This is a genomic window from Methylomonas subterranea, assembly GCF_024505185.1.
Taxonomy (GTDB): domain Bacteria; phylum Pseudomonadota; class Gammaproteobacteria; order Methylococcales; family Methylomonadaceae; genus Methylomonas; species Methylomonas subterranea.
In genome coordinates this window covers 1-24,707 of record NZ_JANIBJ010000003.1, presented here as the reverse complement: position 1 = coordinate 24,707, position 24,707 = coordinate 1, and the positions used below count along the sequence as shown (strand labels likewise).

General features: G+C 57.1%; 21 protein-coding genes and 1 riboswitch. Of the genes, 15 read left to right on the top strand and 6 right to left on the bottom strand.

The annotated features are described in order from the left end of the window. Nucleotides 1-181: 181 nt before the first annotated feature. Entirely contained in the window at nt 182-1,162 is a 981-nt protein-coding gene (locus tag NP590_RS02210) for an efflux RND transporter periplasmic adaptor subunit (RefSeq protein ID WP_256600535.1), read from the bottom strand. A 135-nt stretch (nt 1,163-1,297) separates the two neighbouring features. On the opposite strand from NP590_RS02210, the gene gcvH reads away from it, so the two are divergent. The 5 genes from gcvH (at nt 1,298) to NP590_RS02185 (ending at nt 4,300) form a co-directional block, all read left to right on the top strand. Continuing rightward, the gene (gcvH, locus tag NP590_RS02205) at nt 1,298-1,681 is read left to right on the top strand and encodes a glycine cleavage system protein GcvH (protein WP_256600534.1); all 384 of its coding nucleotides are present in this window, start codon (nt 1,298-1,300) and stop codon (nt 1,679-1,681) included. A 9-nt stretch (nt 1,682-1,690) separates the two neighbouring features. Then, nucleotides 1,691-2,050 carry a diacylglycerol kinase gene (locus NP590_RS02200; protein WP_256600533.1) on the top strand — a complete coding sequence of 120 codons (360 nt, stop codon included), beginning with the start codon at nt 1,691-1,693 and terminating at the stop codon, nt 2,048-2,050. A 101-nt stretch (nt 2,051-2,151) separates the two neighbouring features. Beyond that, nucleotides 2,152-3,084 (top strand): carbohydrate kinase family protein, encoded by a 933-nt coding sequence (locus NP590_RS02195; protein ID WP_256600532.1) that lies wholly within the window; start codon nt 2,152-2,154, stop codon nt 3,082-3,084. After that, complete coding sequence (gene mazG, locus NP590_RS02190; RefSeq protein WP_256600531.1) at nt 3,081-3,899, top strand: nucleoside triphosphate pyrophosphohydrolase; 819 nt, start codon at nt 3,081-3,083, stop codon at nt 3,897-3,899. Before NP590_RS02195 ends, mazG begins: the two co-directional genes overlap by 4 nt. Further along, on the top strand, nt 3,896-4,300 hold the full coding sequence (locus NP590_RS02185; RefSeq protein WP_256600530.1) for a hypothetical protein: 405 nt from the start codon (nt 3,896-3,898) through the stop codon (nt 4,298-4,300). The genes mazG and NP590_RS02185 overlap by 4 nt, the downstream gene beginning before the upstream one ends. Before the next feature lie 329 nt (nt 4,301-4,629). On the opposite strand, the gene NP590_RS02180 is transcribed toward NP590_RS02185, so the two are convergent. From NP590_RS02180 to NP590_RS02170, 3 genes are all read right to left on the bottom strand, one after another. Then, complete coding sequence (locus NP590_RS02180) at nt 4,630-5,598, bottom strand: 2-hydroxyacid dehydrogenase (protein WP_256600529.1); 969 nt, start codon at nt 5,596-5,598, stop codon at nt 4,630-4,632. 149 nt (nt 5,599-5,747) lie between these two features. Further along, the gene (locus NP590_RS02175) at nt 5,748-7,940 is read right to left on the bottom strand and encodes a cytochrome-c peroxidase (RefSeq protein WP_256600528.1); all 2,193 of its coding nucleotides are present in this window, start codon (nt 7,938-7,940) and stop codon (nt 5,748-5,750) included. 185 nt (nt 7,941-8,125) lie between these two features. After that, entirely contained in the window at nt 8,126-8,935 is an 810-nt protein-coding gene (locus NP590_RS02170) for a hypothetical protein (RefSeq protein ID WP_256600527.1), read from the bottom strand. 147 nt (nt 8,936-9,082) lie between these two features. After that, nucleotides 9,083-9,157, bottom strand: a riboswitch (cyclic di-GMP riboswitch). Between the two features lie 411 nt (nt 9,158-9,568). Here NP590_RS02170 and NP590_RS02165 point away from each other — a divergent pair. Beyond that, entirely contained in the window at nt 9,569-10,957 is a 1,389-nt protein-coding gene (locus NP590_RS02165; protein ID WP_256600526.1) for an L-lactate MFS transporter, read from the top strand. Between the two features lie 10 nt (nt 10,958-10,967). Further along, nucleotides 10,968-11,087 carry an MFS transporter small subunit gene (locus NP590_RS20665; RefSeq protein ID WP_443192663.1) on the top strand — a complete coding sequence of 40 codons (120 nt, stop codon included), beginning with the start codon at nt 10,968-10,970 and terminating at the stop codon, nt 11,085-11,087. A gap of 58 nt (nt 11,088-11,145) precedes the next feature. Here NP590_RS20665 and NP590_RS02160 read toward each other — a convergent pair whose 3' ends face one another. Then, nucleotides 11,146-12,312 carry an aminotransferase class V-fold PLP-dependent enzyme gene (locus tag NP590_RS02160; protein WP_256600525.1) on the bottom strand — a complete coding sequence of 389 codons (1,167 nt, stop codon included), beginning with the start codon at nt 12,310-12,312 and terminating at the stop codon, nt 11,146-11,148. 224 nt (nt 12,313-12,536) lie between these two features. Between NP590_RS02160 and NP590_RS02155 the strand changes: the two genes are divergently transcribed. The 4 genes from NP590_RS02155 (at nt 12,537) to NP590_RS02140 (ending at nt 20,055) form a co-directional block, all read left to right on the top strand. After that, nucleotides 12,537-13,490: an HpcH/HpaI aldolase/citrate lyase family protein gene (locus NP590_RS02155; RefSeq protein ID WP_256600523.1), complete on the top strand. Its 954-nt coding sequence runs from the start codon at nt 12,537-12,539 to the stop codon at nt 13,488-13,490. A gap of 125 nt (nt 13,491-13,615) precedes the next feature. After that, nucleotides 13,616-14,800 carry a malate--CoA ligase subunit beta gene (locus NP590_RS02150; RefSeq protein ID WP_256600522.1) on the top strand — a complete coding sequence of 395 codons (1,185 nt, stop codon included), beginning with the start codon at nt 13,616-13,618 and terminating at the stop codon, nt 14,798-14,800. 9 nt (nt 14,801-14,809) lie between these two features. After that, the gene (gene sucD / locus NP590_RS02145; RefSeq protein ID WP_256600521.1) at nt 14,810-15,697 is read left to right on the top strand and encodes a succinate--CoA ligase subunit alpha; all 888 of its coding nucleotides are present in this window, start codon (nt 14,810-14,812) and stop codon (nt 15,695-15,697) included. A gap of 137 nt (nt 15,698-15,834) precedes the next feature. Continuing rightward, nucleotides 15,835-20,055: a DEAD/DEAH box helicase gene (locus NP590_RS02140; protein WP_256600520.1), complete on the top strand. Its 4,221-nt coding sequence runs from the start codon at nt 15,835-15,837 to the stop codon at nt 20,053-20,055. Nucleotides 20,056-20,306: 251 nt separating this feature from the next. Here the strand turns inward: NP590_RS02140 and NP590_RS02135 are convergent, their stop codons facing one another. After that, complete coding sequence (locus NP590_RS02135) at nt 20,307-20,636, bottom strand: hypothetical protein (protein ID WP_256600519.1); 330 nt, start codon at nt 20,634-20,636, stop codon at nt 20,307-20,309. A 420-nt stretch (nt 20,637-21,056) separates the two neighbouring features. Here NP590_RS02135 and NP590_RS02130 point away from each other — a divergent pair, with 420 nt between their 5' ends. The 4 genes from NP590_RS02130 (at nt 21,057) to NP590_RS02115 (ending at nt 24,494) form a co-directional block, all read left to right on the top strand. After that, nucleotides 21,057-23,207, top strand: a complete 2,151-nt coding sequence (locus NP590_RS02130) for an adenosylcobalamin-dependent ribonucleoside-diphosphate reductase (RefSeq protein WP_256600518.1) — start codon at nt 21,057-21,059, stop codon at nt 23,205-23,207. A gap of 20 nt (nt 23,208-23,227) precedes the next feature. Next, nucleotides 23,228-23,497 (top strand): DUF4160 domain-containing protein, encoded by a 270-nt coding sequence (locus tag NP590_RS02125; protein WP_256600517.1) that lies wholly within the window; start codon nt 23,228-23,230, stop codon nt 23,495-23,497. Between the two features lie 3 nt (nt 23,498-23,500). After that, complete coding sequence (locus NP590_RS02120) at nt 23,501-23,749, top strand: DUF2442 domain-containing protein (RefSeq protein WP_256600516.1); 249 nt, start codon at nt 23,501-23,503, stop codon at nt 23,747-23,749. Nucleotides 23,750-23,810: 61 nt separating this feature from the next. Beyond that, the gene (locus NP590_RS02115) at nt 23,811-24,494 is read left to right on the top strand and encodes a TSCPD domain-containing protein (RefSeq protein WP_256600515.1); all 684 of its coding nucleotides are present in this window, start codon (nt 23,811-23,813) and stop codon (nt 24,492-24,494) included. Nucleotides 24,495-24,707: the final 213 nt, after the last annotated feature.

The following is a 24,707-nucleotide window of genomic DNA, read 5'->3' as shown; positions in this document are numbered from 1 at the left end:
CGTCGTAAAAGCCATAAAGAACCCTCTCCCCCCGGGAGAGGGCAGGGTGAGGGTATAAAAAATCAACGCATTGCCTTGTTATTTCCCCTCTCCCCAACCCTCTCCCGCAAGGAGAGGGAGTTTTTACGACAGTCTCTTGCGGGCGGGCTGGGGTTAGGGGAAATTATTCGGGACGGAAATCTTAGTCGTCGTCCTCGCTGGGGATCAGGTTTTTCAGTTCTTGCGAGAGCAAAGTCTGGGCGCCGGTGGTGACTATTTCTTCGCCGGCCTTAAAACCTTCCGCCGCAAAATAGCCGCCGTCGACCAGCGGGCTTTCGGCCAAGGGCCGGCGCGTGAATTCACCGTCCCCTGCCTTGATGTAGACAAACGCCTGTCCCAAATGCCAAACCACCGCCCGCTCGGGAATTATCACACCGTCGGTGCCGGGCGAGTCGTCGGCGATCCAGGCACTGATCCGGGCGCCGAAGGGCAGGCGGCGGGCGTCGGTCCGGAAGAAATAGCGCTCGCCCTGGGTGATGGGGTCGACTTGCGGGGCGGGCGAAACCAGCGTGGCGCCGACGGCCCGTTCGCGCCGACCATGCTCATCCACCGCAATGACACGGGTGGAGGCGGGCAGGCGGCTATTGGCCGGCAGACTGATTTGCAGCAATTGCGCGCGGTGATGCAAAAATTGCTCCGCTTGCGGGTTGTCGGCCCGGGTAAACCAGTCGGTCAACACTTCACCCCATTGCAGGCGGCCGCCGGCAAGGATGGTTTGCTGCTGATAAGCGCTAGTGGACAGGTTGGCCTTATCGTTGCGCCATTGCGCCTGCTGTTCCTGCAGGCGGCGGGTGGAGACGATGTCCTGTTGGTGCAGATGCCGGGTGCGGGACAAATTGGCATCGGCTTCCTGGTAACGGGCCTGGGCACTGTCGCGCAAGGCCTGGGCGGCCAGAAATTGCTGGCGCAGGGCCAGCAGGGGTTGCAGATCGATCACGCTGCCGTGGGCGCTGAATTCCGGCTGCCGGGCGTTGGCTTGCAGGGTTTGGGTGACGATGCCGGCGCTTTGCCGCAGGGCTTGAGCGGGCGCCGGCGGGCTTATGTCGTCATCGTCCACGGTGGCTTGGGGGAGGCTGCCGTAAAGCAAAAAAATCAGGCCGGCCAACGGAATCAGAGGATGCATTTTTCGAATTCAAGGTTGATTTGGCCCGTGATTATAGGATTTGCCGGGGCGGGATTTCTAAATTATTTGTTGTGTAAAAAAAATAGCCGGTTATGCTTTCCAGGTTAACGTTACGGCTAAAAACAGGAATTTCCAATGAAAAAAAATCCAGAAAATCTGAAATACGCAAGCACTCACGAATGGGCGGCTCTGGAAGACGGCCAACTGGTGCGGGTGGGTATCACCGATTTTGCCCAATCGGAATTGGGCGATATCGTTTTCATCGGCTTCCCCGAAGTGGGTCGGAGCGTGACCGCCCGCGAGCAATTGGCGGTGGTCGAATCGGTGAAAACCGCCTCCGATTTATATAGCCCGGTCAGCGGCACCGTGGTGGAGATCAACGAAACGTTGGTGGATGCGCCCGAACAGGTCAACGACGACGCCTTCGCCACCTGGTTGTTTTGTATCAAGGCCGACGATACAACCGAACTGGAACAACTGATGAGTGCCGAGGCCTATCAGGCCATGATAGATGAGTGACGGAAATTTATGGCCAATCAAAATGCAAAAGGCTTGAAACGGCTGATCAATGCCTGTTTTTTCTCGGTGGCCGGCTTCAAGGCCACTTGGCGGCACGAAGAAGCCTTTCGGCAGGAAGTCATGTTGTTCGTGGTCAGCACGCCGCTGGCGCTGTGGTTGGGTAACAGCGCCATCGAAATCGTGTTGCTGATCGGCAGCGTGGTGTTGGTGTTGCTGGTTGAACTGCTGAATTCGGCCGTCGAAGCCGTGGTGGACAGGGTCGGCTTCGAGCATCACGAATTATCCGGCCGCGCCAAGGATATCGGCTCGGCGGCCGTGATGTTGTCGCTGGCCTGGGCCGCCGCTACCTGGGGTTTGATTTTGTTATAAATCCGCCACGGTAAAGCCCGCACAGTGCAACTTTTACCTTGTGCCGCAACCCAACATCCGTTACTTTAGCGCCCGCTGAATGTGTTAACAAAAGGAAAACAATGAGTGCGTTAATTTGCGGGTCCATGGCCTATGACACCATCATGGTGTTTCACGATAAATTCAAACACCATATTCTGCCGGAAAAGGTGCACATCCTGAACGTGTCGTTTCTGGTGCCGGTGATGCGCCGCGAATACGGCGGCTGCGCCGGCAACATCGCCTATAACCTGCAATTGTTGAAAGAAGAGCCCTTGATCATGGCCACGGTGGGGCATGATTTTGAGCCCTATGCGCAATGGTTGAGCCAATGCGGTATCAGTGCCCGTTACATTAAAACCTTGGACGACCATTATACCGGCCAAGCCTATATCACCACCGACGAAGACGACAACCAAATCACCGCCTTCCATCCTGGCGCGATGAATTTTTCGCATCTGAACGACGTGCCCGCCGCGGCGGAAATCACGATCGGTATCGTTTCGCCGGACGGCAAGCAAGGCATGCAACAGCACGCGGCGCAATTCGCCGAACTGGGGATTCCGTTTATTTTCGATCCCGGCCAAGGCATGCCGATGTTCGACGGCGACGAGTTGCTGCAATTCCTGGAGTTGGCCAATTACGCCACCTTTAACGATTACGAGTCCGAACTGATGCAGCAGCGCACCGGTTTGACGCTGGAGCAAATTGCCGAAAAAGTCGATGCCTTGATCATCACCCTGGGCGGCAAGGGATCAAAAATTTATACCCAGGGCCAATGCCTGGATATCCCGCCGGCCGCGCCCAAGCAGGTGCTGGACCCCACCGGCTGCGGCGATGCCTACCGGGCCGGCTTGCTGTACGGCCTGATGAACGATTACGACTGGGATGTGACCGGCCGCATCGCTTCGCTGTTGGGCGCCATCAAAATTGAACACAACGGGACCCAAAACCACGTTTTCAGCATGGCCGAATTCAAACAACGTTATCAAGAAAGTTTCGGTTCCTCATTTTGAGTTTGGTCAATACCCGGGGATTGCTGGAACTGATGGCCCGCTTGCGCGACCCGGAAACGGGTTGCGCCTGGGATGTCAAACAGGATTTTTATAGCCTGATTCCCTATACCATAGAAGAAGCCTACGAAGTGGCGGATGCCATAGAACGCAACGACTTCCAGGACTTGCGGGCCGAATTGGGCGACTTGCTGCTGCAGGTAGTGTTCCATTCCCGGATTGCCGAAGAGCGCGGTTTGTTCGATTTCGAACAGGTGGCGGCGGGCATTTCCGAAAAACTGGTTAGCCGGCATCCGCATGTATTCGCCGGCGTCAAGTTCGAAACCGACCAACAACGCCAGCAAGCCTGGGAAGATGCCAAGGCGCGGGAAAGGCAACAAAAAAATACCGAGAACAAGCCGGAAAGCGTGCTGTCCGGGGTGGCGAAAAGTCTGCCGGCCCTGGTGGCCTGCGAAAAAATTCAGAATCGCGCCGCCAGCCACGGCTTCGATTGGCCGGATACCGAACCGGTATTCGATAAGGTCGAGGAAGAGCTGCGGGAAGTCCATGAAGCTTGGCAATCCGGTGATCAGGCCCACGTGCAGGAAGAAGTCGGCGACTTGTTGCTGGTGGTGGTCAATCTGGCCCGCCACCTGAAAGTGAATCCGGAAATCGCCCTGAAAGAAGCCACCAAGAAATTTACCCGTCGCTTCAATTACATCGAAAGGCAAATCCAGGCCACGGGCCGACAGTTGCGGGAGTGCGAACTGGCGGAGTTGGATAGTCTGTGGCACGAGGCCAAGCAAGTGCAAAAAAATGCGCATTCGGGTGGCTCGTGAAGCGGTCCCTGCTGTGGTTGAGTCTGATAGCTTGGCAAATACCGTCCCAAGCCGGTGAGGTGCTGGGTCATATATCCGACGAATCGGCCCCGGTCGTCGCCGAGCCGGCGCTGCCGGCCGATAACGACAGGCGCATCATATACCGGGTGATTTGCTCGCCGGAAGGCGAAGCCCTGCCGGATTGCGAAAAGCCGTTTCACGATGCCGAATCGCCGAGCCAACCGGAGCCATCGCTCGACATGGAAGAACCGGAGACGGCCGAAGAAACCGCCCCGCTAGAACAAGCCGCCCCGCCCCCCAAGCCCAAGCAAGCCAAAAAAGCCACGGTTGGCAAGCAAAAAGCCGTTAAAAAAACCGCAAAAAAAGACGCGGCAAAAAAGACTGCGGTCAAAAAGAAATAAGACTGGTTCCCGGCGTATAAGGCGGCCGGCGGCTCCGATCTTTACGAATTCGGGCCAGGGATTTTGTCCGATTTTTGCCGCATCCTATCTGTGCCATGCTTGACAACAAATAACCAGTCCCGCCATCAAGCAAACGTTTATTCCTTCAGCTTTTCCAGCGAGCGCGGCCCGGCGGTTCGATTGGAGTCATGAAACCGTTGCATCGCCCCGGCGACTGAAAGACAGTCCTGTAGGAGCGACGCGCAGTCGCGATGATGGCCTTGCTAATCGCGGCCATGCAAGGCTTCCGCCATGACGCTCGGAGTAAACGCCAAGCCAACCGATCGATCTTAAACCACCCTGTCCGGCAAAACCTGTCCGGCAAAATAGGCCGCCAAATTGGCCAACACCTTTTCGCCCATCGCGGTGCGTGTGGCGATAGTCGCGCTGCCCAGATGCGGCAGCAGCGATACATTGTCCAGATCCAGAAAGCCGGGGTTGATGTTGGGTTCGCCTTCGTAAACATCCAGGCCGGCGCCGGCTATGCGTTTGTCCCGCAAGGCCGCAATCAGGGCTTTGCTGTCCACCACGTCGCCGCGGGCAGTATTGATCAAATGCGCGGTGGGTTTCATCAGGGCCAGTCTGGCGGCATTCATCAAATGGCGGGTTTCGTGGCCGCCGGGGCAGTGCAGGGAGACGTAATCGCATAGCGGCAGCAGTTCTTCCACCGTATCGCAGCGCACGGCTTGCAGGTCATCGACCAACGCCGGATCGGCCGGCGAGGGTTTGACATACAGAATTTTCATGCCGAAACCGTGGTGGGCCTTACGGGCCATGGCTTGGGCAATCCGGCCGAAGCCGATCAGGCCCAATGTGGCGCCGGTGACATCGCTGCTCATCATGTGAGTGGGGCACCAGCCCGTCCAGCGGCCGGCGCGCACCAGCCGGTCGCCTTCCGCGCCGCGCCGGGCGGACATCAACAGCAAGGTCATGGCGATATCGGCGGTGCTTTCGGTCAACACGCCGGGAGTGTTGGTGACGATCAGGCCGGCCTGTTTGGCCGCCGCGATGTCGATATGGTTATAGCCGACACCGAAGTTGCCGAGAATCTTGCAGCGCATATGCGGCAGGTCAAACACCTCGGCCGGCAGGCTGTCGCACACCGTGGGGCAAACCGCGTCGTATTGCTGCAGGGCCTGTTTGATTTCCTCGATGGTAAACGGGTGGTCGTCGTGGTTTAGCGTTACGTCATATTGCCGTTGTAACTTGGCTTCCACCGCCGCCGGCCAGCGCCGGGTTACCAGAACGCGATATTTCATGTTGGCTTCCTTGTTTAGGGAGTCTTGTTGGAAAAGGCTAAATCAGACCAGGATTCCGCCCCAAACACAAGCTCGCGGAGTTGGCGGGGAGTTTTATGGAATGGGCCCGCCGCGTTGCGCCGGCGGGCCGGGGATGGATGGCGCCGGACTTATTCCAGGGCGTTTTCGAAGGGTTGCAACGGTTCCAACGTGCCGTCCGCTCCGACCGCCTCGATCAGCAGATATTCGTCGCGGGCCAGCTGGTTCGACAAGGGGTTGCCGTCGGTTGTCAGCATGTTGTCGCCGACGTGGCCGTGAGGAATTTTGATTTCCGGATGATCGAAGGGGGCTTTTTCGTAGCGCACCCGGTCGTCGGTCAGGGTTTTCAGAAATGCGATCAGGTCGGCGCGTGCTTGCTCCGAACTGATCAAATCGCCGGAACCGCCGACGAAGCCGAAATCCTTGCCCGGGGTGTCGAAATTGCCGCCCCTGGCATAGAACTCGACCACTTGCTCCAGACTGGCCATGCCGCCGTTATGCATGTAGGGTCCGGTCAATTCGATATTTCTCAAGCCGGGAATTTTGAAGGCGCCTTCCATGACGGCCATGGCCTTGAGACTGTCCGGCTTGGCCAGTTCGGTCTGCATCGCGGCCGGCGTGGGTTGATAGGCCCAGCTGGGTTGAATGCAGTTGTCGGTGGCTTGAGTTTGCGGCATGACTCCATCCAGCGCGTTAAAGCGGTTTATCGGATTGATTTTCGTGGTATTGGTGGCCAGTTGTTGCTGAAAATCGCAAGGTCTGACGTTTCTGACTTCCGCGTCGTGGACGCCGCTATCGTTGCCGGCCAAAAATTGCAGGTATTGCCGGCTGAAGGACAGGGGTTTGCCGAAGGCGTCGACGCCGCCCAGGCCGATGTCGCCGTCCAGCGGCGTGACGCCGGTGGAGGTAAAGCCGGTGTCGACCAGGGTTCGGCCGGAAAGGCTTAGATGGCGTCCGACCACGTTGTTGGAGGTTGCCAGACTGATGACCGCGTTGCCGAAGGCTTCGGGGTGGGTTTTGACCAACAGCGCGTTGGTCGCCACGGTCGCCGAGGTAAATGTCGGGCCGACATGGCACATGGCGCAGTGGTCGTTGCGGAATTGTTCCATGCCGCGCCGTTCCGATTCGGACAGATCGACCGGTACGCCATTGGCGTCGCGGGCGCTGCGGTCGAAGGGCGAATCGTCCGAGACCAGGGTCGATTCGTATAATTGAATGGCCAGGCCGAAAAACAATGGAAAATTGGCCTCGATCTGGCTATAGGCCAACTGGTTTGGGTCCTTGGGGCGGCCGAATTTGTCGCGCTTGTTGTAAGACCAGTATTTACGGTTAAAGGCCTCCATGATCAGCATGCGATAGCTGGTTTCCAGGCCCGGCAGCAAATTGCCCGGGCTGCTGAAGGTCAAGCCGTTGAAAACGCTGTCGTTGTAATGGACTTTTTGGTTTGCCAGCGGTTTACGGTCCAGCAGTTTGCGCGCCAGTTCCTCGAAGCTGCGTTGACGGCAACTCATTTCGCTGTCGTTCAGGGGTGGGGCGGTTGCTACCGAGGCCAGCGACGAATTGATCAGGCGCAGGCGTTGTTTGTTTACATTGGTTTTGCCGCTGCTGACCCAGACGCCGGCCTCCGGATCGCGGTCGCCCCAGGGATTGTTGCCGTTAAAGACGTTGTTGGCCCGGCCGTCCCAGAAGTTGCGGTGGTTGAAGATGGCGTTTATCACGCTGGGCGCGTTACGCGGCGAGACTTTGCGGGTACCCAGCGGGCCGACGTGAAACACCGCGTCCGCATTGCGGCCGCAAACGTCGTTGCCGTCGCTAGGCAGGGTTTTGCCGAACGTACCGCTGAAGGTGCCGGATGAGGACACCACGTCGTCGGTTTGAAAGCTGATGGGCGAAGAGGTGTCGAACTTGTTGCCGCGTTGTAGAAACGGGAAATCCGCTTTCTTTAAGGTGTAATTGGGCCCGCCCAGGCTGTCGGTGACGGTGGCCTCGAAGCTGGCGGCGGTTGCGCTTGCCGATACGCCGCCGGGGGCCAATTGATTTTTCACCCGGGCGTCGGCGCCGGCATGAAAGTGACAGCTGGCGCAGGCCATGCCGTCGCTGCCGACATTGGTATCCCAGAACAGCGCCTTGCCCAGCTGGATGGCGACTTTTTTATCGATCACGATGGGGTCTGGCCCATCGTGCAGGCCGGGTACTTCCGGAATGGGGGCGTTTTTCAGGCTGATCGGCAGCGGGCCGAAACCGTCCGCATGGGCCGGGCTTGACATGCAGGCAACCGCAATGAAGGACAGCAGCAGGGATGCCGGATTGAAATTGAGGGACATGAGCGCTCCGGGAATGTTTGATGGCAAATGGCTAAAACGAAAATGCCTCTGCCGTTCGCTTGAAAGGCAGAGGCACACGCTAAAAATTCCTTGTTTGAACTGTCATGCGTTGTTTATTCAGCGCATGATGGCGACTCATTCGCGAGCGGGTATTGCGGGCGGGCTCCGTGGTGGAGCCTGTCCTGTTAGGCTGCTGCCTTCAGTTTGCGGCGGCCGCCGACCAGCAAGCCGGCCAGGGCGGAACCGAACAGATAAACCGCGCCCGGCAGCGGTACGGCTTTAACCGTCAGTTGTGAACTGGCCAAGCCGGTCAGCGCGTTGTTGGCGCCGCCGAAGGCTACGGTGTACCAACCCTGAGCCAGATTTTGGAATACCAATTGGGCAATGCTGGTGCCGAAACTGCCGGATACGGCGGAGAAATAGGTGTTATCGCCGACTTGGTTGACACCGCTGTTGATGGTTTCGCCCCAGTCGGTTTGGCTGCTGCCGTAAGCCGCGCCGCCGTTTACATAAGCCAGGGTTTGCAACATGTTGCCGTTGGCGCCGTTCATCCAAGTAGTACCGTCGTCGCCCAGTTGGCCGACCGCGTTATAACTATGCGGTGTGCCGTCACCCGCGCCGGTGCCGCCGTCGAATGCGCCGTTGGAGGCGTAGACGGTCATGCCGAAATCGCGGCTGCCGCTTAATGCCTCGGCGGAAATGCTGACGGTTTGATTGGCGGCGCTGACTTCAAAGGTCAGCCATCTGACCGCATGCCCCCAGCCGGAATAATTCAGATTGGGGTTGCCGGTCCAGCCCGCGCGGCCGCCGGCGGAGTCCGCCATGTTGAAGATGCCGGAAGTGATGGTTTCGCCGGCGGCCAAGCTGTTGTCGCCATTCGTCCAGCCGATCGAGTTAACATTAACCGCGCCGGCGGCATGGGCGCCGCTGCTGGCCAGTGAGATGACGGCGCCGATCACCGCGCTACGGATAGTGGTTTTAAGCTTAAAGTTCATTCGTTGTATCTCCTAAGATTTGGTCTGCGCACGGGGGCGAATGGACCGCTGAAGTTTGTCCCGCTCGAATATTCTCAGTTCTAAGTCGCCGCGCGTTTCCCTGTTGACGCAGCGACATAGGCTGTTCATGAATATTCTGAGGCTGTATAAAGCAACCCGGCCATCTGCGGCAGATCCGTGGCTTTCCGGCCCCGCCTTGCGGCGAGTGTGGCAACGTAGATGCCGACGATAGCGGGGCCACTCCCCCAAGCGGGATCGCGCTTATCGGCAACTGACCGAATAATGCATTGTGTGTGCCAACAAGGCTTTTAGCCGGCCGGCCGCATTGGCGAATAGGTTGTCAGGCTGCATGGAATGCTAAGGATTACAAAAGCTTATCGTTTGTAGGTGATTGCCTACGGGTTGGCGTTTAAAGCCTGGGTGCTCTTTTCGGCGCGGTGTCCGCGCCGGCTGAAGCGGGATTCCGGAAGAAAAATAAGGGATATGCCATGCTAATGCGGCATATCACGCAATTTGTTTTCATGCCGTACCCTGATAACCTATTTGCGGGGCTTTGTCGCGGATAGCCGGGGTTTTTCATACGACTCGACTTCCATTCATACGGCAAGGACGATGCAATCTAATGGAGTTTTTATGTCTGACTTTTTCTGTAAGTCGCGCATTACCGCCGGGCCGGGTTTTAACCGCTGGCTGGTGCCGCCGGCCGCCTTGTCGGTGCATTTATGCATAGGCCAGGCCTATGCCTTTAGTGTGTTTAACGACCCCTTGACCCGGGTGATAGGCATTTCGGCGCCAGCCGCCGAGGATTGGAAACTGACCACGCTGGGCTGGATCTTCAGTCTGGCCATCGTGTTTTTGGGGCTGTCGGCGGCGTTCGGCGGTAAATGGCTGGAAAAGGTCGGTCCGCGTCTGACCATGTTCGTGGCGGCCTGTTGTTTCGGAGGCGGCTTCTGGGTGGCTGCGCTGGGCGTTTACTTGCATCAAATCTGGCTGGTGTATCTGGGTTACGGCGTGATAGGCGGCATAGGACTGGGGCTGGGCTATGTGTCGCCGGTTTCGACCCTGATCAAATGGTTTCCCGATCGGCGCGGCATGGCCACCGGCATGGCCATCATGGGATTCGGCGGCGGGGCCATGATAGGCGCGCCGCTGTCTGTCCTGTTGATGGATGCATTCAAATCGGCCCAGTCCGTCGGCGTCATGGAAGCGTTTTTGCTGATGGGTTGCCTGTATTTCGTTTCGATGCTGATAGGCGCCATGACCATCCGCATACCGCCGGCCGATTGGCGGCCGCCGGGTTGGACGCCGCCGCCGGTGGCAAACAAAATGATCAGCCAAAACCATGTGCATATCGATCAGGCCCTGAAAACCCCGCAGTTTTATTTGTTGTGGCTGGTGTTGTGTCTGAACGTGACTGCCGGCATCGGCGTGTTGGGGCAGGCCTCGGTGATGATACAGGAGATGTTCAAGGGTAGTGTGACGCCGGCGGCGGCGGCCGGATTTGTCGGCTTGCTGAGTTTGTTTAACATGGGCGGGCGGTTTTTTTGGTCGTCGGCTTCCGATTATCTGGGGCGCAAAAACACTTACTTTATTTTCTTCGTGGTGGGGGCTGGCTTATACGCTTTGATACCGCGCATGGGCATGCAGGGCAATATGGCCATGTTTGTCGGGCTTTACGCTCTGATCATGAGCATGTACGGCGGCGGTTTCGCCACCATTCCAGCCTATTTGGCGGATATTTTCGGCACCCGTTATGTCGGCGGCATCCACGGCCGTTTGTTGACGGCCTGGTCGACGGCCGGCGTGTTGGGTCCGGTGCTGGTGAATTATATTCGCGAATATCAGATAGGCCAGGGTGTGGCCAAGGCGGACGCCTATAATGCCACCATGTACATCATGGCCGGCATATTGGCGCTCGGTTTTATCTGTAATCTGTTGATTCGGCCGGTGCATGAAAAACACCATATGAAACACGATGAATTCGACGAACTGGATGGCATTTATCCGGCGGACGGGCATTGAGGAAAAAGAGATGAAACAAAAATCAAAAACCGGCGTGCTTACGCTGATTGTGTTTTGGCTATATGTAGCGCTGCCGTTGCTGTGGGGAGTGGCTTCCACGCTGAAGAAGGCGATGGCTCTGTTTAACTGATGTTTTAGCAAGAGAAAAGGCGCCCTTAGGCGCCTTTTTATTAACCTAACGACAGGTGTTATTTCGCTGTCGAGCGGTAATATTCAATCGCCGCGGCAACGCCGCTGCCGGCTTTGATGTCGATATCGTTATCCAGCATGGCCATTTCCACGCCGGCAATCGCCCCCAGCAGAGAGACGTCGTTCATGTCGCCGACGTGGCCGATGCGGAAAACCTTGCCGGCCACTTCGCTCAAGCCGGCGCCCAGCGAGATGTTGTATTTGTTGTAAGCAGTGCCGATGACATGGCGGGCGTCTTTGTCGGAAGGTACCAAAATCGCAGTCACGGTGTCGGAAGCCCAGCCTTCCTGGGCACACGTTTGTAAGCCCCAGGCCGCCACGGCGCGGCGCACGCCTTCGCCCAGGCGATAGTGACGGGCGTAAACGTTTTCCATGCCTTCTTCCAGCAGCAAATCCAGCGCCTTGCGCAGGCCGTACAGCATTGGAGTTGATGGGGTGTAGGGGGTGTAGCCGTCTTTATTCGATGCCGCCATGTCTTTCAAGGAAAAGAACGAACGCGGGAAGTTGCTGTTGTCGATGGCGGCCAGGGCTTTTTGGCTGAAACCCAAAATCGCCAGACCGGCCGGCAACATAAAGCCTTTTTGCGAACCGGCGATAGATGCGTCCACGCCCCATTCGTCCTGGCGGAAATCGATACTGCCAATGGCGCTGACGCCGTCCGAGAACAGCAGGGCAGGGTGGCCGGACGAGTCCAGGGCCTTGCGCACGCCGGGAATGTCGCTGGTGACGCCGGTCGAGGTTTCGTTATGGGTGGCCAATACGGCTTTGATTTCGTGATTTTTGTCTTCCTTCAGGCGAGCTTCCAGGTGATCGAGAGGAATGCCCTTGCCCCATTCGACCTGATGGATTTCCACGTCGAAACCCAGTTTTTTGGCGGCTTCCGCCCACAAATGGCCGAATTGGCCGAAGCGGTAAATCAACACCTTGTCGCCCTGGTTCAGGCAGTTGGTCATCGCCACTTCCCAGCCGGCGGTGCCGGTGGCCGGGAACACGAAGCACTGGCCGCTTTCGGTGCGGAACACTTTTTTCAGATCTTCCAGAATCGGCGACAACAGCTTGGGGAAGATCGGCGAGCGGTGATCTTCCATCGGTACGTGCATCGCGCTGAGAATTTCATGTGGGGTGTTGGTAGGACCTGGAACAAAAAGGTGATTGCGACCCGCCATCTGGTGTCTCCTTTGGGATTTGATTGAAGCGTGAAATCGCCGGATGGTGTCATATTTGGCGGCTTTCGGCAAGTCGTTTGCCGATGCCGGCGGTCGAAATCCGGTCAATGCGCGAGGCCGGGGCAATTGACATTAACCGGTCGGAAAGTAAAATGGCCGACTATTTGTTTATAGCCTGGGCTGGAAATTGTTCCAGTCGATATCAACCCAGTAGGAAACCATACATGAGCCACACACTATACGAAGCCAATGCCCAACGCGTCCAACGCTGCGAATTGGCGGTACCCGGTTCCAGCCCGGAAATGTTCGAAAAAGCCCTAAAAAGCGGTGTGGATTTCGTGTTCCTCGATCTGGAAGACGCAGTGGCGCCGGACGATAAACTACAAGCGCGCAAAAACGTCATTCAGGCCATCAACGACCTGGACTGGCAGGGTCACGGCATCACGCTGTCGGTGCGCATCAACGGCCTGGATACCCAATACATGGTGCGCGACGTGGTGGATCTGGTGGAGCAGGCCGGCGCCAAAATCGACACGGTTTTGATTCCCAAGGTCGGCGTTTACGGCGACGTTTATATGGTGGATGCGATGCTGTCCCAACTGGAAATGCAGGAAGGCCTGAAAAACAAAATCGGCATCGAATGCCTGATTGAAACCGCCCTGGGCATGGCCAATGTGGAAGACATCGCCAAACAAGGCGCCATCGGCGGCCGGGTGGAAGCCCTGCATTTCGGCGTGGCGGATTATGCCGCCAGCAACCGCGCCCGCACCGTCAACATCGGCGGTTTGAATCCAGACTATCCGGGCGACCAATGGCACGCGGCCATCAGCCGGATGACCGTGGCCTGCCGCGCTTACGGTTTGCGTCCCATCGACGGCCCATTCGGTGACATTAAGGACCCGGAAGGTTACAAAGCCGGTGCCCGCCGCGCCGCCGCCTTGGGTTGCGAAGGCAAGTGGGCGATTCATCCGTCGCAAATCGCCCTGGCCAACGAAGTCTTCACCCCTCCGGCCGCCGAAGTCGAAAAAGCCAAACGCATCCTGGAAGCCCTGCGGGAAGCGGCGGCGCAAGGCAAGGGTGCCGCCGCGCTGGACGGCCGCCTGATAGACGCCGCCTCCGAGCGCATGGCGAACAATATCGTTCGCGCCGCCGAAGCGATTGCCGCGAAAAGTAAATAAACAAAACGTAGCCTGAGTTCACCCTACGGGCATAAAAGCGTAGCGTAACCCGGGATTGAAAGCCTTCGTGTCGGATTACGCTGCGCTAATCCGACCTACATTTTTTAATATCACGAGAGAGATTCATGGACATTCATGAGTACCAAGCAAAACAGTTGCTGTCCGAATACGGGGTAAAAATCGCCGCCGGCGGACTGGCCTATAGTCCGGAAGATGCCGTGCAGCGTTCGCGCGAAATCGGCGGCCACGTTTGGGTGGTCAAGGCCCAGATTCATTCCGGCGCCCGCGGCAAGGCCGGCGGCATCAAGGTGTGCAAAACCCACGACGAAATCAGCGAAGCCGCCGAGGCCTTGCTGGGCAAGCGTCTGGTTACCCATCAAACCGGCCCGGCCGGCAAGCAATGCCTGCGGTTATACGTGGAAGCCGGCACCGATATCGCCAAGGAATTGTATTTCAGCCTGTTGATAGACCGCGCCCAGGAACGCATCGTCATGGTTGGTTCGGCCCAGGGCGGCATGGAGATCGAGGAACTGGCGGAAAACAATCCGGAAGCCATCAAAAAAATCTACATCGAACCAGCAGTAGGGCTACAGGATTTTCAAGCCCGCGAAATGGCTTTTGCCCTGGGATTGAACGCCGACCTGGTACCGCAAGCTGTTAAGCTGATTCAAGGCTGCTACCGGGCCATGCGGGATTTGGACGCCAATATGGTCGAGATCAACCCGCTGGTCATCACCGGCCACGACGAACTGATCGCGCTGGACGCCAAAATGGGTTTCGACGACAACGCGCTGTTCCGTCGGCAAAAAATCTCCGAACTACGCGACAAGACTCAGGAAGACCCGCGCGAAATGGCGGCGGCCGACCGCGGCTTGAGCTATGTCGGCCTTGACGGCGACATCGGCTGCATGATCAACGGCGCCGGCTTGGCGATGGCGACCATGGACATGATCAAATTGGCGGGCGGCGAGCCGGCCAACTTTTTGGACGTCGGCGGCGGCGCTTCGGCCGAGCGTACCGAAAAAGCTTTCCGCATGGTATTGGCGGACAAAAACGTCAAGGCCATGCTGGTGAATATTTTCGCCGGCATCAACCGCTGCGACTGGATCGCCGAAGGCGTGGTGCAGGCCGTGCAAAAAATCGACATGAAAGTACCCTTGATCGTGCGTTTGTCCGGTACCAATGTCGAGGAAGGCCGCAAGATCATCGAAGACAGCGGTTTGCCCATCATCACGGCGGACACGCTGGCGGAAGCGGCCGAGAAAGCGGTGCAGGCACGTAACGAAGTGGTCGCTCAGGCGCAAGGTTAAGGAAACGACATGGCAATTTTTATCGATAAAGACACTCGCATCATCGTGCAAGGTTTCACCGGCAAGATCGGCACCTTTCACGCCCAGGAAATGATAGATTACGGCTCCAACGTGGTCGGCGGCATTACGCCCGGCAAGGGCGGCCAAACCCATTTGGAGCGGCCGGTGTTCAACACCGTCAAGGAAGCGGTGGAACAGGCTGGCGCCGAGGCCAGCATCGTCTTCGTGCCGCCCGCCTATGCGGCTGATTCCATCATGGAAGCGGCCGAAGCCGGCATCAAATACTGTGTGTCCATTACCGACGGTATTCCGACCCAGGACATGATGAAGGTGAAAATCTTCCTGAGCAAATTCCCCAAGGATAAACGCATGGTGCTGACCGGCCCCAACTGCGCCGGCACCATCAGTCCGGGTAAATCGATGTTGGGCATCATGCCGGGCCACATTTACATGCCGGGCAACGTCGGCATCGTCGGCCGTTCCGGCACACTGGGCTACGAAGCCGCCGACCAGATGAAACGCCTGGGCATAGGGGTGTCGACCTCGGTCGGTATCGGCGGCGACCCGATCAACGGCAGCTCGCACCGCGACATTCTGGAAAAATTCGAGCAGGATCCGGAAACCAAGGTGGTGATGATGATAGGCGAAATCGGCGGCCCGCAGGAAGTGGAAGCCGGCATGTTCGCCAAGCAACACATGAGCAAGCCGGTGGTGGCTTACATTGCCGGCCTGACCGCGCCGAAAGGCCGCCGCATGGGCCACGCCGGGGCGATTATTTCTTCGTCCGGCGAATCGGCGGCGGAGAAAGTCGAAATGCTGAAGGAACTGGGCGTCACCATCGCGCCGACGCCGGCGGCGATGGGCGAAACCGTCGCCAAGGTGCTGGCCAAGCTCTAAGCCGGCCCGGCCTAGTCAAAAGCCCGCGATAGCGGGCTTTTTTATTGATTTGTTGTAGTTATTCAGTCAAAACTGCGTAAAACAAACCTGGGCTGGCTTATCCACCCTACACTGTTTTAGTTACCATCCGCCAAAGCATGCATTCAAACAATCCCGCCAAACTGTTGCAAACCTACCGTAATTTACCGGCCGATTTGAAAACGCTGGTCAATCTATTGGCGGTTTATTACGGTTATTGCTCTTTGACCAATATCGCCAAATGTCTGGCCGGCTTGGGCATCAAGGAGGGCAGCAGGGTATTGAAATCGGAAACGGTCAAGGCTCGTTTGCGGCCCTTGATCGCCGAAGGCTTGCTGGAGGAAAACGCCCGCCCCGGCGGCACCCGTTGCGCCCGCGGACTGGCGGAGAGCATTACCCGGCAATTGGTCGCCGCAAATGAGTTCGAAAAATACGCGCTCGAGGTGTTCGCCCTTAACCCGCCCAGCCGGGGTTATTACCGCTACAACAGCGCGGAGGACTGCATACGCGAAGCCCGCATTCATTTTCATCGCGGCGATTATCAACAGATGCAAGGCTGCCTGCAGATTGGCCGGCGCTATCCGGGCAATCTGCCCAGCGATATCGATTTGTACCTGTCCTGGTTTTTAAATCCGCTGGACGTGGCTTGGTTTCAACAACACCATTCGCCGGTATTGCCGGAAATGGCCGAATACGCCTGTCTGCACCAGTTGATTTATTTATACCGATATCCCTCGCTGGAGGCGTTTTTTCAGCAACAACTGGTCGACATGGGCGGTAAAAATCAGCCTGTTTTCCTCCGCATGTATCTGGAACTGAAATTACTGCGTGGCGAGTGGGAAGAAGTGGCCGAACTGACGAAGGGCACCGATGAGCCGGAAGTGCGGGCAATTGCCGCCATGCTGGCGTTTTTGCGCGGCGATTATGCCGACGCGGCTGCGCTATATGAGAAAGCCCTGTCGTCGTCCAGAAAGCTGAGCGGTCAGCGCAACGACTATTTTTACGGCTTGGCCGGCCTGTTTTATCCCTTGGCGATACTGAAAGGCAACGACGGCAAACTGCGCGCCAAGCTGCCGACCTTGCTGAATCAGGCCGCCAAGGCCGGCGGCTATTGGAGCGGACTGTACGGCTATTTATCGATGTTTTTACAGTTCCAGCAAGGTGATTTGCGCGTTCGCGACCAACTGTTGCATATGGTGTTGTCCTATCGGGTCAATTGCGGCTTTCGGGAAAGCGGCAATCCAGAAACGGTTTCGCATGCGCCGCTGTTGCAACCCGTGATGCTTTTACTGATCAAATTCTGGCTCAAAGCCGATTTTGTCAGCCGGATAGACGCGGTCGACCAACAGCTATACGGCCATTTGGCGGCCAACGGTTTCCGCTGGCTGGCCGCGGAACTGGCAAAAGTATTCAGTCATATCGAACCGGCCAAGTCCAGCCAATGGGACCAGAACTTTTTCAATCAAGGCCGCTCGGCCTTGGCCGATCTGTTTGTCAGCCGGGCCGATTGGGAAGTGGCATTGGACGCGTTGCTGAATTTGCCGGTGGGCGGCAAAAAGCCCGAAACCTCGGCTCAGGCCGAAAAGCCCACCCGCTTGGCGTGGCTGTTGACTTACGTCGAACGCGACCACCGGGTCGATATCGAGCCGCGCGAACAAAAACAGCAAGCCAAGGGCGGCTGGAGCAAGGGCAGGGCGGTGGCCTTGAAGCGTTTGGCGCACGAACGGGACAAGTTCGATTATCTGTCGGAGCAGGACCATAAACTCTGCGCCCATATCAAGGAATATCGCGATAGCGGCTGGTACGGCGGCGGCACGTATTTTCAATTCGACGGCAGCATGCCGCAAGCGCTGATCGGCCATCCCCTGCTGTTTTGGGCGGATGCCGCTGAAGTGCGGGTCGAGGTGGCGAAGGGCGAAGCAGAATTGCGGGTCAAAAAGCTGGATCAAACCGACAAGATCAAGATAAGCCTGGAACCGGCGCCCGGTTACGAACAAAAATTCCATATCAGCAAGGAAACTCCGACCCGTTTGCGGGTGGTGGAGTTCAGCGCCGACCATCACAAAGTCTATGGCGTGTTGGGCGCCAAGGGGCTGGAAGTGCCGGCCTCCGCGCAAGACAAGGTGCTGCGGACGCTGACCAGCATCTCCGGCCTGTTGACGGTACACTCGGATATCGGCGGCAGTTCCAGTACCGCCGAGCAGGTCGATGCCGACGCCACGCCGCGCATTCACCTTTTGCCGCACGGCGAAGGCCTGCGGGTGGCCTTGCTGGTACGGCCGTTCGCCAGCGGCGGCGGCTATTTTCAGCCCGGACAGGGCGGCGAAAGCGTATTGGCGGAAATCGACGGCAAAGCCTTGCAGACCCGCCGCGATTTGCAACGGGAACAAGGTCTGGCCGCCGCCGTGATCGAGGCCTGCCCGGTTTTACGCGATGCCGAAAGGGATGCGGCGGGCGACTGGTTGTTCGATCACCCGGAGACCTGCCTGGAGTTTTTGTTGCAGGCCCAGGCCCTGCCGGAAAGCGAGGCCTTGTTGGAGTGGCCGGAAGGCGTGCGTTTCAAGGTGCTGGGACAGAGCGGCGGCAGCGGCTTCAGCATGCGGATCAAGCGCGACAACGACTGGTTTGCCCTGCAGGGCGAGCTGAAGATCAACGACGAAACGGTGGTCGACATGCAGCAGTTGCTGGGCTTGCTGGACCATAGGCAAGGCCGGTTTCTGCAGTTGAAAGACGGCCAGTTCATCGCCTTGACCGACGAATTCCGCCGCCGCCTGGAAGACTTGAAGGCATACGCGGACCTCAGCGGCAAAAAAGTGCGCCTGAATCCGCTGGCGGCCCTGACGCTGGAAGACTGGCGGGACGACGCCGGTTTCAAGGCCGACAAGCACTGGCAAAACCATATTCAGCGCTTGCAACAGGCCAGGGATTATCAGCCCAAAGTGCCGTCCACCTTTCAGGCAGAATTGCGCGATTACCAGATGGACGGTTATCGCTGGCTGAGCAGATTGGCGCAATGGGGCGTCGGCGCCTGTCTGGCCGACGACATGGGCTTGGGTAAAACCGTGCAGGGCTTGGCTTTATTGGTCGAGCGGGCGCCGGGCGGCCCCAGTTTGATCGTGGCGCCGACTTCGGTGTGTGCCAATTGGGAAAACGAAGCCCGCCGTTTTGCGCCCACCTTGAATCCCATGGTGCTGGGGGTCGGCGACCGCCAACGCGTGCTGGAAAATCTGCGGCCCTTCGACCTGTTGATCTGCAGTTACGGTTTGCTGCAGCAGGAGCAGTTGGCCGATATGTTGGCCGCTATTGCGTTCCAGACCGCGATACTCGACGAAGCGCAATGGATCAAGAATGTCGCCACCCGCCGATCGCAAGGCGCGATGAATCTACAGGCGGATTTTAAAGTCATCATGACCGGCACGCCGCTGGAAAACCATCTGGGCGAATTATGGAACCTGTTCCGTTTCATCAATCCCGGTTTGCTGGGTTCCCTGGAGCAATACAACCAGCGCTTCGCCGGCCCCATAGAGCGGGACCGTAACGCGCGGGCCAGGCAGCAACTGAAAACCCTGATTCAGCCCTTTATGCTGCGCCGCACCAAGACCCAGGTGTTGCAGGAATTGCCGCCGCGCACCGAAATTCCGATTTACGTCGAGCTCAGTCAGGAAGAAATTGTGTTTTACGAAGCCTTGCGGCGGGACAGTCTGGCCGCCTTGAGCAACAGCGACGGGCCGCCCGGGCAAAGACAGTTGCAAATTCTGGCCGCCATTACCAAATTGCGCCGAGGCTGCTGTAATACCAAGCTGGTAAACGCCGAGCTCGAACTGCCCAGCAGCAAGTTGGCGGCCTTCGGCGAAATTGTCGACGAATTGCTGGACAACCGGCACAAGGCGCTGGTGTTCAGTCAGTTCGTCGACCATCTACAGTTGATCAAGCAGTACATCGAGCAGCGCGGCATCGCCTATCAATACCTGGACGGCGGCACGCCGGCCAGGGAAAGGCAAAAACGGGTGGATGCCTTCCAGCGCGGCGAGGGTGAATTGTTTCTGATCAGCCTGAAGGCCGGCGGGGTGGGGCTGAACCTGACCGCCGCCGATTACGTGATACACATGGATCCCTGGTGGAATCCGGCCGTGGAAGATCAGGCATCTGACCGTGCTCATCGCATGGGACAGCAGCGTCCGGTGACCATTTACCGGATGATCGCCAAAAATACCATCGAGGAAAAAATCGTCGCCTTGCACAGCCACAAACGCGATTTGGCCGACAGCTTGCTCGATGGTGCCGACATCAGCGGCAAAATGTCGCCGGACGATTTGTTGAGTTTGATGAAGGGCGGTTAGGATTCCGTTCCCAATAAACTCCCTTTCTTTATAGTCCTTATCCGAATCTTCTCCCGGCGACTGTCGAAAAAGCCCTCTCTCCTTGCGGGAGAGGGTTGGGGTGAGGGGGGGGTAACTAATAAGTCATTGTTTTATAACGACTCCTAGCCCTCTCCCCGAGGGATAAGGGATCGATAGGCGTTTACGACAGCCTCGGCGGTAAGAGGAAACGGAATGCGGAAATTATTGCGGGCGGATTCCTTCGCCGGCGCTCACGGCTGCCTGGTATTGTTGTTTTTGCGCGCGATGTTGCGGCTGGCCTTGTTTTGCTGATGGGTCAAGCGGGCGCGCTCCGCGTTGTTCACGGTCCCGTCGGCTTTGACGGCTGTTTCCAGATGTTCGATACGGCTCTGTTGATGTTCCAGGCGGTTGGCTTCGCGACGGGTCAATGCGCCCGAATCCAGGCCCTGTTCGATGCGTGTTTGCTGATTGTTCCGCCTGTGGTCGACACGCGGCGTGTCGGCGCCGGCCAGACCGGTCCGGGATAGTGCCAAGCCCAGCAACAGGCCGCCGGCCAGCAGGGTTTTAGGGTTTCGATGCATGTTTACCTCCGCAATGAAATAGTCGTTCGCCAACCCGCCGGGCCGGGGGGAATCCGGGCGGGCGGCATGGTTAAATTTTACCCTGTAATCTTAGCCGTCCCTTAAGCATGATAATGCCGGCCAAGCTTGGCCGGACAAGCGGAAATCCCGCCGACGGACCTTGCATGAATGCCGGAAATTAAATCTCGCCGCTAACTCCTTGAGTTGACAAAACAAGCCGGCCGTTTGACGCGCTTGTGAAAAAATCACGCTCGACAACACAATATATTGTGCTAATATTTCTCCATAAACACTATATACAGTATTTGGCCTGTTAAAGTGTCTTCCGCTTCAAACCAATTGCACATCAAGATGTTAGCCGTTTTTGTTAACGGATGCCGCAATCGAACCGTACCATACAGCAGATAAAGGGACCCATAAATGACCGCAAAACTTCAAGTCGTGACTCAGAACAATTCCGAAATTCCGTTGCAGAGCGCCTCTCTGGACATCTGGGACAGCAAGTACCGCTTGAAGACCAAGGACGGTATTGCCATCGACGCCACGATAGACGACACCTACAAAAGGGTGGCCAAAGCCTTGTCCGAAGTCGAAAAAACCAAGGCTTTGCGGGAAACGCATTACAAGGAATTCCTGTGGGCGCTGCGCAAGGGCGTGATTCCGGCCGGCCGCATCACCTCCAACGCCGGAGCCCTGGAGCATAAGCCGGCCACGTCTACCATCAATTGCACCGTGTCCGGCATCATCGAAGACTCGATGGACGACATTCTGCGCAAAGTGCACGAAGCCGGTCTGACCCTGAAAGCCGGCTGCGGCATCGGCTACGAGTTTTCCACCTTGCGTCCGCGCGACGCCTACGTCTCCGGCGCCGGCGCCTACACCTCCGGCCCGCTGTCGTTCATGGATATTTACGACAAGATGTGCTTTACCGTCTCGTCCGCCGGCGGCCGTCGCGGCGCGCAAATGGCCACCTTCGACGTGGCCCACCCAGACGTGGTCGACTTCATCCGCGCCAAGCGCGAAGACGGCCGCTTGCGCCAGTTCAACCTGTCGCTACTGATTACCAGCGAATTCGTCGAGGCGGTGAAAAACAACGGCCAATGGCCGTTGTCGTTCCCGATCACCGAGCGGGAAGCCAAGGCCGACCAACTGGACTTGACCGACACCAGCAAAGTGATCTGGCGCGACTTGCCCAACAAAAAAGGCTACGTCGTCAACCAAGACGGTCTGGTGGCCTGCCGCATCAGCAAGGTCATGCCGGCCCGCCGCCTGTGGGACATCATCATGTCCTCCACTTACGATTACGCCGAACCCGGTTTCATCCTGATCGACAAGGTCAACGAGATGAACAACAACTGGTTCTGCGAGCACATTCGCGCCACCAACCCCTGCGGCGAGCAGCCGCTGCCGCCTTACGGCTCCTGCCTGCTCGGTTCGATCAATCTGACCCGTTTCGTCCAGCAACCGTTCGGCAAGGAGGCGTCGTTCGATTGGGACGATTACCGCAAGACCATCCGCATCTTCACCCGCATGCTGGACAACGTGGTCGAAATCAACGGCCTGCCGCTGGAAAAACAGCGCGACGAAATCATCGGCAAACGCCGCCACGGCATGGGTTATCTGGGCCTGGGTTCGACCATCACCATGCTGGGCATGAAATACGGCGATGCCGATTCGCTGGCCTTTACCGAACAAGTCACCAAGGAATTGGCTTTGGAAGGCTGGCGCACCGGCCTGGAACTGGCCAAGGAAAAAGGCCCGGCGCCGATCATGGAGCAGATGTTCGAAGTCACGGGTGAAATGCTGCACAAACGCCCGGAAATGAAAGCCGACGGCTACAAACTGGGCGACCAGGTGCCGGGCCGCGTTTTGCACGCCAAGTACAGCCGCTACATGCAGAAAGTCGCCCGGGAAGAACCGGAACTGGTGGCGGAACTGGCCGAAGTCGGCTGCCGTTTTACCCACCACAGCTCGATCGCGCCGACCGGCACCATCTCGTTGTCGCTGGCCAACAACGCCAGCAACGGCATCGAACCCAGCTTCGCCCACCACTATTCGCGCAACGTGATCCGCGAGGGTAAAAAGTCCAAGGAAAAAATCGACGTGTTCTCGTTCGAGTTGCTGGCCTACCGCCATCTGGTCAATCCGGAAGCGATGCCGTACAGCGACGATCCCAAGCAAAAACTGCCGGACTATTTCATCGCTGCCGACGATATCAGCCCGAAACAACACGTCGACATCCAGGCCGCCGCCCAACGCTGGATCGACTCGTCGATCTCGAAAACCGCCAACGTGCCGACCGACTACCCCTACGAAGACTTCAAGTCGATCTACGAATACGCCTACGAACAAGGTCTGAAAGGCTGCACCACTTTCCGCTTCAACCCGGAAGTGTTCCAGGGCGTGCTGGTCAAGGAGTCCGATCTGGAAAACACCACCTACCAATTCACGCTGGAAGATGGCCACGTGGTGGAATTCAAGGGTAACGAGGAAGTGGAATACGACGGCGAAACCCATACCGCGGCCAATTTGTTCGATGCCTTGAAGGAAGGCTATTACGGCAAATTTTGATTCGTCTTGGGAGAATTGCCATGCCAGCGATTTCAATGTTTTACGGCATCATCGTCTACATGTATTTTCTGGATAACAAGCAGCACAAACTGCCGCATATCCATGCCAAATACCACGACTGCGAAGTCGTAGTCGCGATTCCCGAAGGCGAAGTTTTGGAAGGCGAGATACCCAAAGCCCAAATGAAATTGCTGCAAGCTTGGATCGAGTTGCATAAGGACGAACTGATTGCCGACTGGCAACTGGCTGTTACCGGCGAGCAACCCTATAAAATCGAACCGTTGAGGTAAGCCATGAATCCGAGAGTCAAATCGGTACAAGCCAGCGACGACTACTCGTTAATGCTGGAGTTCACCGACGGTAGCCAGGGCGTTTACGACTGCACACCCTTGTTGGGTTTCGGCGTATTCAAGGAATTGAGAGACAGGCAGTATTTCAAACGCGTCGCAGTGGTCGACGGCACGGTGGTCTGGCCGCACGGGCAGGATATTTGCCCGGATACGCTCTACCTCGATTCGGTAAAACGGGCAAACGCCTCCTAATTTTCAAGAACATACACGGCTCGTTACACAGGCGAGTCGACAACCTTTTTAGGTAAACGACATGACCCTACACAAAATCAACAAAAAAATCGTCGGCTACAAAGTGCTGAGCAAAGACAGCGCTGAAGCGGTGCAACAAGCGGAAGCGGAAAAACCCTCGCTGGAGTCGATGCATGAAAACGTCGAGCGGCCGGAAGTGTTGCTGGGCTCGACTTACAAAATCAAAACCCCGCAGTCCGAGCACGCCTTGTACATCACCATCAACGACATGATCCTGAACCAGGGCACCGCTCACGAAGAACGCCGGCCCTACGAAATCTTCATCAACTCCAAAAACATGGAGCATTTCCAGTGGGTACTGGCCTTGACCCGGGTGATCTCGGCCGTGTTCCGCAAGGGCGGCGACGCCACCTTTTTGGTGGAGGAAATGAAAGCGGTGTTCGACCCGCGCGGTGGCTACTTCAAAAAAGGCGGCGTGTTCATGCCGTCCTTGGTGGCGGAAATCGGTTCGGCGATCGAGTCGCACATGAAGCACATCGGCATGATCAAGCCGGAAAAAATGACCGACCACCAAAAACAGTTTCTAGCCGAAAAACGCGCCGAATTCGAAGCCATGCACGGCGAATCGGACGCTTCGGCGTTTCCGGAGCAGGCGGTATTGTGTAACAAGTGTTCCACCAAGGCCATGGTGTTGATGGATGGGTGTATGACTTGTTTGAATTGTGGGGAGAGTAAGTGTGGATGATTATTTAAATAAGATTTCAGTCAAAATTAATTCACACATTTTAAATTTTTAACTAGGATTTAATATGGAAAATAAAACTATTTCTGATTTTAGAGGAAAGTGGACTGCAACTATTAACTATAATCCACCAATTATTTCTAAATCATGCATTTTAAATATTGATGATTATGGAAATGTTTCTGGTACAGAAACTGTTACATTGGAAGGAAATAA